This window comes from Streptomyces violaceusniger Tu 4113 (assembly GCF_000147815.2).
In the GTDB taxonomy this organism is placed as follows: domain Bacteria; phylum Actinomycetota; class Actinomycetes; order Streptomycetales; family Streptomycetaceae; genus Streptomyces; species Streptomyces violaceusniger_A.
The window spans coordinates 4,037,848-4,049,182 of the sequence record NC_015957.1 but is presented as its reverse complement, the minus strand read 5'-3'; the positions used below and the strand labels follow the sequence as shown (position 1 = coordinate 4,049,182).

At 69.5% G+C, this 11,335-nt stretch carries 11 protein-coding genes; all 11 read right to left on the bottom strand.

Features of this window, described 5'->3' with window-relative positions; genetic code table 11:
• Positions 1-12: 12 nt before the first annotated feature.
• Positions 13-1,353 carry a crotonyl-CoA carboxylase/reductase gene (gene ccrA, locus STRVI_RS17345; RefSeq protein ID WP_014056970.1) on the bottom strand — a complete coding sequence of 447 codons (1,341 nt, stop codon included), beginning with the start codon at positions 1,351-1,353 and terminating at the stop codon, positions 13-15.
• A 113-nt stretch (positions 1,354-1,466) separates the two neighbouring features.
• Positions 1,467-2,843 (bottom strand): NDP-hexose 2,3-dehydratase family protein, encoded by a 1,377-nt coding sequence (locus STRVI_RS17340; RefSeq protein WP_014056969.1) that lies wholly within the window; start codon positions 2,841-2,843, stop codon positions 1,467-1,469.
• Complete coding sequence (locus tag STRVI_RS17335; RefSeq protein ID WP_014056968.1) at positions 2,837-3,823, bottom strand: aldo/keto reductase; 987 nt, start codon at positions 3,821-3,823, stop codon at positions 2,837-2,839. Before STRVI_RS17335 ends, STRVI_RS17340 begins: the two co-directional genes overlap by 7 nt.
• Positions 3,823-4,788 carry an NAD-dependent epimerase/dehydratase family protein gene (locus STRVI_RS17330; RefSeq protein ID WP_043236060.1) on the bottom strand — a complete coding sequence of 322 codons (966 nt, stop codon included), beginning with the start codon at positions 4,786-4,788 and terminating at the stop codon, positions 3,823-3,825. Before STRVI_RS17330 ends, STRVI_RS17335 begins: the two co-directional genes overlap by 1 nt.
• A gap of 92 nt (positions 4,789-4,880) precedes the next feature.
• Complete coding sequence (locus tag STRVI_RS17325; RefSeq protein WP_014056966.1) at positions 4,881-5,597, bottom strand: response regulator; 717 nt, start codon at positions 5,595-5,597, stop codon at positions 4,881-4,883.
• Positions 5,594-6,856: a sensor histidine kinase gene (locus STRVI_RS17320; RefSeq protein ID WP_014056965.1), complete on the bottom strand. Its 1,263-nt coding sequence runs from the start codon at positions 6,854-6,856 to the stop codon at positions 5,594-5,596. Before STRVI_RS17320 ends, STRVI_RS17325 begins: the two co-directional genes overlap by 4 nt.
• Position 6,857: 1 nt before the next feature.
• Positions 6,858-7,595 (bottom strand): ABC transporter permease, encoded by a 738-nt coding sequence (locus STRVI_RS17315; RefSeq protein ID WP_014056964.1) that lies wholly within the window; start codon positions 7,593-7,595, stop codon positions 6,858-6,860.
• Between the two features lie 21 nt (positions 7,596-7,616).
• The gene (locus tag STRVI_RS17310; protein WP_014056963.1) at positions 7,617-8,525 is read right to left on the bottom strand and encodes an ABC transporter ATP-binding protein; all 909 of its coding nucleotides are present in this window, start codon (positions 8,523-8,525) and stop codon (positions 7,617-7,619) included.
• A 163-nt stretch (positions 8,526-8,688) separates the two neighbouring features.
• Entirely contained in the window at positions 8,689-9,285 is a 597-nt protein-coding gene (locus STRVI_RS17305) for a dTDP-4-dehydrorhamnose 3,5-epimerase family protein (protein ID WP_014056962.1), read from the bottom strand.
• The gene (locus STRVI_RS17300; protein ID WP_208949144.1) at positions 9,282-10,514 is read right to left on the bottom strand and encodes an activator-dependent family glycosyltransferase; all 1,233 of its coding nucleotides are present in this window, start codon (positions 10,512-10,514) and stop codon (positions 9,282-9,284) included. The genes STRVI_RS17305 and STRVI_RS17300 overlap by 4 nt, the downstream gene beginning before the upstream one ends.
• Before the next feature lie 35 nt (positions 10,515-10,549).
• Positions 10,550-11,335 carry a thioesterase II family protein gene (locus STRVI_RS17295; protein ID WP_014056960.1) on the bottom strand — a complete coding sequence of 262 codons (786 nt, stop codon included), beginning with the start codon at positions 11,333-11,335 and terminating at the stop codon, positions 10,550-10,552.

Genomic DNA, 11,335 nt, shown 5'->3' with positions numbered 1-11,335 from the left:
CCGTGGGCCGGCTCAGTCCTGGCGGAAGCGGTTGATGGACGGCAGATGGCGCTCGCGCAGCTCCGGATCGCGCACCCCCAGGCCCTCCTCCGGGGCCAGGCACAGGACGCCGACCTTCCCGGAGTGGCGGTTGCGGTGGACGTCCTGGGTGGCCGTGCCGACCGCCGCGAGCGGATAGACCTTGGAGAGCGTGGGGTGCACCATCCCCTTCTCGATCAGCCGGTTGGCCGCCCATGCCTCCCGGTAGTTGGCGAAGTGGGTGCCGATGATCCGCTTGAGCGCCATCCACAGATAGCGGTTGTCGTACTCATGGCGGTAGCCGGACGTCGAGGCGCAGGTGACGATCGTTCCGCCGCGCCGCGCCACGTACACACTGGCGCCGAAGGTTTCCCGGCCGGGGTGCTCCAGGACGATGTCCGGATCGTCGCCGCCGGTGAGTTGGCGGATCCGGGCGCCGAAGCGCTTCCACTCCTTGGGATCGGGTGTGGACGCGTCCTTCCAGAACCGATAGCCCTCCTCGGCCCGGTCGATGACCAGCTCGGCCCCCATGGAGCGGACGAGTTCGGCCTTGCGCTGCCCGGAGACCACGCACACCGGGATGGCCCCGCCGTTGACGGCCAGTTGGGTGGCGTACGAGCCGAGGCCACCGGCCGCGCCCCAGATGAGGGTCACATCGCCCTGTTTCATCTGGGCGCCGTTGCGGGAGACGAGCTGCCGGTACGCCGTGGAATTGACCAGGCCCGAGGACGCGGCCTCCTCCCAGGTGAGGTGGGCGGGCATCGGCATCAGTTGGTTGGCCTTGACCAGCGAGAGCTCGGCGAGCCCGCCGAAGTTGGTCTCGAAGCCCCAGATGCGCTGCTCCGGGTCGAGCATGCTGTCGTCGTGGCCGTCCGGTGAGCGCAGTTCGATGGACAGGCAGTGGGCCACCACCCGGTCGCCGGGCTTCCAGTGGCGCACCCCCGGCCCGGTGCGCAGCACCACACCGGCCAGATCGGAGCCGAGGACGTGGTAGGGCTGGTCGTGGCGGGCCGCTCCGGGGTCGTCGGTCCGTGCGTACCGCTCCAGGAAGCCGAAGGTCGGCAGCGGCTCGAAGATGGCGCTCCACACGGTGTTGTAGTTGATCGCGCCGGCCATGACCGCGATCACCGCCTCGCCCGGGCCCGGTTCGGGCGTGGGCACCTCACGGATGTGGAGCGACTTCTGGGGGTCCTTGTCCTTGGTCGCCATGCCCTCGAACATCTCGGATTCCTCTTTGAGGATCACCGCGCCCCGATACGACTCGGGCACGCTCAAGGCGGCGAAATCCGCGGCCACCGCATCCTCTGCCAGCACGGCGCTGATGATGTCCTGCATGACATGTCCTCCGATGTACCGCCCCGGGCACTCTGTGTCCCGGAGGCTATGGCAGCGGCCACGATCCGAATAACCCCTACATCCGCCCAGGTCCGGCCCCCTAGGTGGCCCCCCTATGCCGCCAGGGAGTGCAGACAGGCGATGAGCGTGCGGGCCTCGACATTGACGTAATGGCTGTGGCGTATCAGGTCGAGGAGCTGACGCACGGCCATCCAGCGGTAGTGCGACGGCTCCTCGGGGACGGCGCTCATCTCGGTCTCCACGACGAGATAGCGATTGAAGGCGTGGAAGAAACGGCCGCCCTCCTCGGAGAGCACGGTGTCGAACCGCACCCGGTCGGCCGTCGCCTCCACCACCTCCCGGAGGAACGGCGGGGTGGCCCGCTCGGGCAGATGGGTGTAGTTGCGCGGTGTGCACTGCACGGTGGGGGCCAGCTCCACCACATCCGTGTAGCCGGGTTCGGCGCGGGCCTGCACCAGCACATGCGGCACCTGGTCGGCGTAGGCCAGCAGGAAGGCCGCCACGCCCGGGCCATGGGGCTCGATCATGGGCTGGGTCCAGCCGCCCACCTCACGGCCGCCGGCGGTGACGTCCACGGCCATCACGCTGAAGAAGCGCCCGCTCTCATGGGAGATCCGATGGGCACTGCGGTGCCAGCCGGCCGTCTCCCGCAGTGGTATCCGCTCGGTGCACACCTCGCGCTCGGTGCGCAGTCCGGTGATCCAGCTCAGGATGTCGGCGTCGCGGTGACGGCTGTGGGCCTCGAGGGCCGGGAAGGTCTCCTCCGAGTCCAGCGGGGAGTGCGGCAGACAGGCCAGGACGCTGCGCGCGTCCATGTTCACCAGGTCCTCCACGGCCAGCAGATGGTGAAGCTGGCCCAGTGTCAGCCAGCGGAAGCCGTCGCGCACCTCGACGTCCGTCTCCGGGGCGACCTCGACCAGCATGTTGCGGTTGCGCTTGTGGAAGAACCAACTGCCCTGCTCCGACTGGCGGACGTCGGCGAGCACCCGGTGCCGTTCCGCCTGCTGGAAGTACTCCACATACGGCACGGCCCGGCCCTTGTGCACGCGCGTGTAGTTGCTGCGGGTCGCCTGGACGGTGGGCGAGAGCTGCAGCCCGCCGTGGTTGCCCGGCTCCATCTTGGCCTGCATCAGGAAGTGCGGTACGCCGTCGAAGTCCTTGACCAGGATGCCGAGGATGCCGATCTCCGGCTGGTGGAGGATCGGCTGGCGCCACTCCTCCACCGGCGCCCCGGGCATCCGCACCCGGATGCCCTCGACGCTGAAGAACCGGCCGGTCTCATGGACGAGGTTGTGGGTGTCCGGTGCGAAGGCCCAGCCGCGCATCGCCTCGAACGGAATGATCTCGACCCGGGACTCGTCGGCGTCGACGCGCTCCCGGAACCAGCGCTGGAAGTCGGCGAGCAGGGTCACCGAGCTGTCGACGGTGGCGGCCGAACGGACCAGCCGCTCCTGGAGCGTTTTCACCACGCCCACGCCTCCGGCCCGGGGCCGCCGTTGCCGATCGGCGGGAACAGCCGGTCCAGTTCGGTCAGCACCTCGGCCGGCAGCGTCAGCTCCATGGCGTTGCAGGCCCCTTCGAGCTGGTCAAGGCTGCGCGGCCCGATGACCGGCGCGGTGATGCCGGGGCGGCCCATCACCCAGGCCAGGCCCACCTCGGCCGGGTCGGCGCCGAGGCCGTCGCACAGCTTCTCGTACGCGGCGACGGCGTCCCGGTGGACTTCCAGCGCCTGGGCCGCCCGGCCCTGGGCGGTCTTCATCGCGGTGCCCTCGGCCAGCTTGCGCAGCGCCCCGCTGAGCAGTCCGCCGTGCAGCGGGGACCAGGCGAGCACCCCGACCCCGTACCGCTGGGCGGCGGGGATCAGCTCCAGTTCGATATGGCGGGTGACGAGGTTGTAGACGCTCTGCTCGGAGACGATGCCGAGGAAGTGGCGGCGGGCGGCGGTCTCCTGGGCCTCGGCGATATGCCAGCCGGCGAAGTTGGACGAGCCGACGTAGCGCACCTTGCCCTGCCGGGTCAGCGTCTCCATCGCCTGCCACACCTCCTCCCAGGGGGCGTGGCGGTCGATGTGGTGCATCTGGAACAGGTCGATCCAGTCGGTGCCCAGCCGGCGCAGCGAGTCCTCGCAGGAGGCGATGATGTGCCGGGCGGACAGCCCCGAGTCATTGGGCCAGTCGCTCATCGGGTTGAACACCTTGGTGCCCAGCACGACCTTCTCGCGCCGGCCGCCTCCCTGGGCGAACCAGCCGCCGAGGAACTCCTCCGTGTAGCCCTTGTGCTTCTGCCAGCCGTACTGGTTGGCGGTGTCGACGAAGTTGACCCCGCGGTCGAGTGCGGTGTCCAGGATCGCGTGGCTCTCCTCGTCGCTCGCCCTGACCCCGAGGTTCAAGGTGCCCAGGCACACCCGGCTCACCTTGAGGCCGGTACGTCCGAGATAGGTGTACTCCATCAGTGTCCTTCGGTACGGGCCGCCGCGGCAGCCGGTCGGCTCGAGGTGGCGGAGGCGGCCCACAGGTCGTGGAGGGATTCCTTCAGCGCCACCTTCGGGGACCAGCCCATGAGCCGCCGGGCGAGGCGGATGTCGGCCTGGGTCCAGCTACCGCCCTTGCTGTGCACGGCGCCGCTCTCCTCGCGCACCAGATCCGCGGGGACCTGGGAGGCGGAGATCAGCAGCCAGGCCAGTTCGCGCATGCTGGAGGCGTCGCCCTGCCCGATGTTGATCGCCCGGCCGGTCACCGGGCTGCTCGCGGCCAGCGCCACGGCCTCGGCGACGTCGCGGACGTCGATGAAGTCGCGCTGGTCGTCGACGAGGGTGAGGGAGAGCGGAGCGTCCTCGGTCGTCCGGCGCAGCCGGTGGGCGAGTCCGCCGAGGAAGCTGCCCCGGGGAGTGCCCGGTCCGCAGACGTTGGTGACGCGCAGAACACAGCCGTCGATGCGGCCCGCGTCCGCCGCGCCCAGGACGATCCGGCTGCCGACGAGCTTGGTGCGGGCGTAGGGGGTGTGGGGGGCGGTGGGGTGGTCCTCGGTGATGGCCGTGCCGTCGGGGACCGGGCCGTACTCGTGCACCGAGCCCAGATGGACCAGCCGCGGCCGCCTGGGGAGGGTCGCCACGGCGTCCACCAGCCGGTCGACGAGCGGGATGTGCGAGGCCGTCATGCTCGCCTCGTCGCCCTCCCAACTGTCGCCCGCGGCGTTGACGACGAGATCGGCGGACTTCGCGGCCCGGGCGATGTCGTCGCTCGGCGCGGATACCGCGTCAAGGGGCAGAAATACGACTCCGGGAATGGGTTCGGCGGGTTTTCTCGCTATTGCCAGGACTTCATATCCGCGTTTGGTGAGAGCCCTGCAGATATGTCGCCCGATGAATCCGGTGCCGCCGATCACAACGGCCTGCCGATCTCGCATGTGGGCCATATCGCCACCGTATTGGCGCCGCTTCAGGCGGAACAACCCCTACCCTCATCCACCCCTATCTGCCACCCCTATTACGGCTCCGACCTGCGATGTCATTGGAATAGATGTCGTTTATGGGCCTCGCTGACTGCTGCCGCGCGATCCTTCACCCCGAGTTTCTCGTAGACATGCAGCAGATGTGTCTTCACCGTCGCCTGACTGATGAACAACGCCGCCGCGGCCTGTCGATTCGTGGCCCCGTCCGCGATAAGCCTGAGCACTTGGAGTTCACGGTCGCTCAGCGGTCCCTGGGTGGGTTTGCGGACCTGGCCGAGAACCCGTCCGGTGACCGCGGGCGAGAGAACGGACTGGCCCGAGGAGGCGGACCGCACGGCGCGGGTCAGCTCCTCGCGCGGGGTGTCCTTGAGGAGATAGCCGGTCGCCCCGGCGGCCAGGGCGCCCATGACGTCGCTGTCGGTGTCATAGGTGGTCAGGACCAGGATCCGGGCGTCCGGATCGCCGCGCAGCAGCCGTTTGATGGCCTCGACCCCGCCCATCCGGGGCATGCGCAGATCCATCAGGACCACATCGGCCGGCCGCCGCTCGTACAGTTCGACGGCCTCGGCACCGTCACCGGCCTCGCCGATCACCGTGAAGTCGGGGTCCCGCTCCAGCACCCCGCGCAGCCCGTCGCGGACCACCGGGTGGTCGTCCACGATGAGGATGCGGATGGGCGCGGCGGCGGGGCGGTGGGCGCCGCCGTTGTGGGGGTTATCGATGGGGGTGTGATCGCTGGGGGCGTTGTTACGGCTGGGGGTGATTCCGCTCATGCACCGGCTTCCTGGGGGATGACGGGGACGGCCGCGCTGATGGCGGTGCCCTCGCCACGGGCGCTTTCGATGTCCAACGTACCGGCGACCCGGCCCAGTCGGCGCCGCATCGCCACAAGCCCCAGCCCGTGGTCACCGGAGGTGCCGGCCGCGGCCGCCGCGGCCGCGGGGTCGAATCCGACGCCGTCGTCGAGCACATCGAGGACGACCACGTCCTCCATGTACGAGAGGGTGATGCCCACCTTCGACGCCTCGGCGTGCTTGGCGATGTTGGCGAGGGCCTCCTGTGCCACCCGGTAGAGCGTGGCCTCCAGTTCGGCGTGGACGGGGGTGGCGGTCCCGGTCGTCGCGAACGCGACCTTCGCCTCCCGCCCCCGTGACCAGCCCTCGACCAGGCACACCAGGGCGTCGGGCAGCGTCCGGGACTCCAGTTGCTCGGGGCGGAGCGCCTGGACCGACCGGCGCGCCTCGGCCAGGCTGTCCCGGGCCAGGTCCTTGGCCGCGACGAGATGGCGGCGCCACACCTCGCGGTCGCCTTCGGCGTGTTCGACGGCTTCCAACTGCCGGATGATGCCGGCCAGCCCCTGGGCGAGGGTGTCATGGATCTCCCCCGCCATCCGCTGGCGCTCGTCCAGCACTCCGGCCTCACGCGCCTGGGTGATGAGCTGGGCGTGGAGCCCGGCGTTCTCGTTGAGCGCCGACCGGAGTTCGGCCACGGTCCGTTTGCGCCGCTGATGCTGTTCGTTCAGCCGGCTCGACAGCAGATTGATCCAGCCGATCACCACGGTCTGGAAGGCGATGGCGGCGATATAGCCGACCACCGCGCCGGTCGTGAGGCGCGGGAATCCGTCCGGCACGGTGTTGACGACGAACGAGGTGGCCGCCACGGACACCAGCGCCCAGACCGTCGGCAGCAGCACCAGCGCCTGCAGGAACCCGGTGGCGGCGAAGACCATGAACACCTGGTCCCGTGCCATCAGCGCGGCGGAGAGGGCGAGCAGCCCGGCGAAGTAGACGGCAGTCCGCGCCATGCCGTACGGCTGTCTGCTGCGGCGGCCCGTCGGCAGGGTGTAGGTGCCCAGGATCCAGAGGGCGGCCAGCGCCGCCAGGCCGAGCGTGGTGAGCAGCCGACGGGCCGGCGGCGGGCCGTGGACCACGCTCAGGGCCGTGGACAGAAACAGCAGAAGGTAGGGCAGCCCTCCGAACAGGATGTCGGAGTGCCGCTCCCACCGTCCGCCGTCGTCCTTGGACGCGCTCACCTCACTCCCAGCGGAACAGCTTGGCCGCGGCCGCGGTGGCGGCCACCGCGATCACCCCGAGGACGGTCAGGTGCAGCGCCTGCGGCCACTGGTTCTCCCAGGAGTCGCGCAGCGCCTGCAGCGCGGCGCCCAGCGGGGTGTAGTCGCCGATGGTGGACACGGTCTCGGGCAGATCCTCCTTGGGGAGGAACGCCCCGCCGAAGAAGAGGCTGGGGAAGAGCAGGGAAAGGCCCATCGCGGTGGCCGACTTGCTGCTCGGCGCGATGGCCGCGATGACCAGGCCGATGGAGAACAGCGCCCAGGTGCCCAGGGCGAAGCTCACCAGGAAGGCGGGGACGTCACCGGGCAGCTTGGTGTCGAAGGCGGCCTTGCCGACGATGAGCACCAGCACCGCGGAGACCGCCGCGGTGACCAGGTTGATGAAGAGCTGGGCGATCAGCAGATTCCCCGGATGGACGGGGCTCGCGGCCAGGCGCCGCAGGATGCCCTTCTCCCGGTAGGTCGCCAGCGTCGTGGGCAGCAGGTTGAGGGCCAGCATCGTCAGACACAGCGACATGGCCATCGCGGGGACGAACGCGGCCATCGACTCCTTGGTGGCGGCGTCGTCGTTGGACTTGGTGGTGACGAAGTGGAAGATGGCCAGCAGCATGATGGGCAGCGCGATGACGAAGAACACCGCGGTGGGATCGCGCAGGAACAGCTTGCTCTCGACGAAGGTGAGCTTGGTGCGCCCGGACATGGCAGAGATCTCCTCGGCGGTTCAGTTGGCGGGCTTGGAGCCGGTCAGGGCAACGAAGGCGTCATCGAGACTCGCCTGTTCCAGGCGGAGTTCGTTCGCCACGATCTGATTGCGGGCCAGGACGGAGATCACCGCGTAGACGACATTGCCCTTGCCGACCACTGTCACCTGCGACTTGGACCGGGTCACACTGCTCACCTCGGGCAGCGAGGTCAGCAGTTCGTCGTCCATCGGCACGGACGGCTTGAACCGGATGATCTGCTGCTCATCGACCCGGGACACCAGTCCGGAGGGGGTGTCCAGGGCGACGACCCGGCCGGATTCGATGATGGCGATCCGGTCGCAGAGCCGCTCGGCCTCCTCCATGAAGTGGGTGACCAGCAGCACGGTCACGTCCTGCTCCCTGACCTTCTCGATCAGCTTCCAGGTCTCGCGCCGGGCGTGCGGGTCCAGTGCGGTGGTCAGCTCGTCGAAGACGGCGATCCTGGGGTTGCCGACGAGGGCGAGCGCGATGGACAGCCGCTGCTGCTGTCCACCGGACAGCGATCCGTAGGGCGTGTCGGCCTTGCCCGACAGGCCCCAGTCCTTGATGAGCTCGCGCCAGTCGACGGGGTCGCGGTAGAAGGTGCTGTAGAGCTCGAGCGCCTCCCACACCTTCATCTTGGGGGGCAGTTCGCTCTGCTGGAGCTGGATCCCGATGGACTCGCGCAGCTCGGCGAGATCCTTCAGCGGGTCCAGGCCCATCACGGAGATCTCGCCACCGTCCCGTTTGCGCATCCCCTCGATGCACTCCACGGCGGTGGTCTTGCCCGCGCCGTTGGGGCCCAGGATGCCGAAGATCTCACCCTCCTCCACGGAGAAGGACACGTCCTGTACCGCGACGTGATTGCGGTATTCCTTCCGCAGGTTACTGACCTCGATCAGCGGCATCGGCCCGGGTCCTCCTCGCTCGGTTCCTTCACTCTTCCACCGTAGGAAGCGGGTATCCCCCGCGGATCGGCCCATCGGCTGCCCACCGGGCTGATCCTCCCTCCACCCACCGGCTGACCGGCCGCATCAACCGATCGGTGGAGGGGGGTACGCCACGGCCGGGTCAGTCACGCCGGGGGTGCAGCGCCCGGCAGACCTCGTAGGACGGCAGCAGGCCCGCCCGTTCGGCCTCGGCCAGCCCGGGGGCGTTCCGGTCGCGCTGGGAGACCAGATACTCCAGGTCCGTGGGCCAGGGCAGGCCGAGCGCCGGGTCGAAGGGGTCGATCTCGTGCTCGGCGCCCGGGTTGTACTCCGCCGAGTTCAGATAGGCCGCCACGGTGTCGTCCCGCAGCGCGATGAAGGCGTGGCCGAGGCCCTCCTCCAGATACACCGCCCGGTACGAGACGGGGTCCAGGCGCACGCTGTCCCAGTGGCCGAAGGTGGGCGAGCCCATCCTCAAGTCCACGACCACGTCGAGGAGTTCGCCGCTGGTGCAGGTCACCATCTTGGCCTGGCCCGGGGGTACGTCCGCGTAGTGCACCCCGCGGACGGTGCCGCGCCGGGAGACGCTGTGGTGGTTCTGGCCCAGGCGCAGCGGATGCCCGACGGCCGCGGCGAAGGCCGCTTCGGTGTAGTGGGCGACGAACGCGCCGCGCTCGTCGCGGTGGACGTCCGGGCTGAACTCGTAGGCGCCGGAGACCGCCAGCTCACGCACCTTCATCGGCCGTGCTCCACGGTGAGCTTCTCCAGCACCGGCACCACATCGTGCGGGGTGGGCGTGTGCAGGTTCTCCTCGCGCAGCCGCTCGGCGCTCTCCTTGTACGTGGCGTCCCCCAGCAGCCGTTCGACGCTCTCCCGCAGCACCTCGGTGGTCAGCTCGGAGGCGTGCACGGCGAGTCCGGCACCGGCCTCGTGCAGACGGGTCGCCTTGTTCCACCAGTCGCCGTAGCGGATGGTGGGGATGAACTGCGGTACGCCGTTGACCAGTGCGGTGCCCCAGGAGCCGAAGCCGCCGTGGTGGATGAGGACCGAGGCGCCGGGCAGCAGGGCGTGCAGCGGGACGAAGTCGACGATGCGGGTGTTGGCGGGGATCTTCTCCAGGGCCCCGACCTCCTCGGGCGGCAGCGCGGCCACCACGTCGATGTCCATGGTCCCGAGGGTGTCGATGATGTCGGTGACGGGCATGAAGGTGCCGCCCAGGGCCGCCCGTGCGGAGACACCGGAGGTCAGCACGACCCGCGGCCGCTCGGGGACCTCGCGCAGCCAGTCCGGGATCTCACAGGGGCCGTTGTAGGGCAGATAGCGGACCGGGACCCGCTGGACCGACAGCGGAAGCTGAAGGCTGGTGGGGATCTGGTCGATGGTCCACTGGCCGACCACGACCTCCTCGTCGAAGGTGCGGTCGTAGCGGGCGAGGATGCCGCCGAGCCAGTCGGCCATCGGGTCCTCACGGCGCTCCTCGGGCTGCTCCGCGAGGCGGGTCAGGAACACTTCGCGCATCTTGGAGTAGATGTCGATACACCACAGCAGCCGGGCGTGGGCGGCGCCCACGACCCGGGCGGCCACCGGGCCCGCGTAGCTGACCGGGTCCCAGATGATCAGATCGGGCTGCCAGTCGCGGGCGTAGGCCACCAGCTCGTGGACCATGCAGTCGTTGTAGGTCTGGTACGCGAACATCACGCTGACCTTGAACTTCATCAGCACCTGTTCCCAGGAGTGCTGATCGAGGTCCGGAGCGGACCAGTCGGACAGCGGGTTCTCCAGCGAGTCGCGGTTCTCCGTCAGCATCTCGTGGAGATTGTGGTCCGTGCCGACGGTGACGGCCGTCAGACCGGTGCTCTTGATGTGCTCGGTCAGCGCTGGGTTGCTGGCGACTTGCACCTCGTGGCCGGCCGCGGCCAGCGACCAGGCGAGCGGGACCATGGTGAACAGGTGCGATTTCTCGGACACCGTCGCGAATAGGATACGCATCGTCGGTTTCTCTCTCAGTCGATAGGTCGTCGGGGGCGGGCGGTGGCCGCCCGGAGGGTGTCCGTGATGACTCCGGCCACCGCTGCCTTCTGTTCACCCAGGTAGAAGTGGCCGCCGGAGAAGACCTCCAGCCGGAAGGAGCCCGAGGTGTGCTCCCGCCAGCCCGCCATCTCCGGGGCCCTGACCCGGATGTCGCTGTCGCCGGCGAGCCCCACGATGTCGCAGCGCAGCCTGGCGCCGGGCCGGTACTCATAGGTCTCGGCCGCCTTGTAGTCGCTGCGGATGGCCGGCAGGGTCAGCCGCAGCAGTTCGGCGTCGCCGAGGATCCGCGAGTCGGTCCCGCTGACCAGTTGGAGCTCGGCGATGAGCCCGGCGTCGTCGCGCCGGTGGATGTCCAGGCTCCGGTGGTGCGAGGGCGCGGGCCGGCCCGAGGCGAAGAGCGCCACGGGCACGGTCCCCAGCTCCCCTTCGATCAGCCGGGCCAGCTCGAACCCGACGCTCGCGCCCATGCTGTGGCCGAACAGCGCGATCGGCCGGTGTGCCGTCAGTGGCGTCAGCGCCTCGAAGATCTCGCGCGCCATCTCATGGATGTTCTCGATGGGCGTGTCATGGCGGCGATCCTGCCGTCCCGGATACTGGACGGCCAGCGCCTCCACGGTCGGCGGCAGCAGCTCGGAGATGGGGAAGTAGAAGCTGGCGGCTCCTCCGGCGTGCGGCAGGCAGACCAGGCTGACCTCGGCCTCCGGGCGCGGATGGAACCTGCGGAACCACAGGCTCTCATCGGTGACGGGCAACGCCAT

Coding starts and splice junctions, on each gene's coding strand:
- STRVI_RS17295 (WP_014056960.1), bottom strand. CDS start 11,335: ATGGCGTTGCCCGTCACCGATGAGAGCCTGTGGTTCCGCAGGTTCCAT.
- ccrA (WP_014056970.1), bottom strand. CDS start 1,353: ATGCAGGACATCATCAGCGCCGTGCTGGCAGAGGATGCGGTGGCCGCG.
- STRVI_RS17305 (WP_014056962.1), bottom strand. CDS start 9,285: ATGAAGGTGCGTGAGCTGGCGGTCTCCGGCGCCTACGAGTTCAGCCCG.
- STRVI_RS17315 (WP_014056964.1), bottom strand. CDS start 7,595: ATGTCCGGGCGCACCAAGCTCACCTTCGTCGAGAGCAAGCTGTTCCTG.
- STRVI_RS17335 (WP_014056968.1), bottom strand. CDS start 3,823: ATGGAGTACACCTATCTCGGACGTACCGGCCTCAAGGTGAGCCGGGTG.
- STRVI_RS17310 (WP_014056963.1), bottom strand. CDS start 8,525: ATGCCGCTGATCGAGGTCAGTAACCTGCGGAAGGAATACCGCAATCAC.
- STRVI_RS17330 (WP_043236060.1), bottom strand. CDS start 4,788: ATGGCCCACATGCGAGATCGGCAGGCCGTTGTGATCGGCGGCACCGGA.
- STRVI_RS17325 (WP_014056966.1), bottom strand. CDS start 5,597: ATGAGCGGAATCACCCCCAGCCGTAACAACGCCCCCAGCGATCACACC.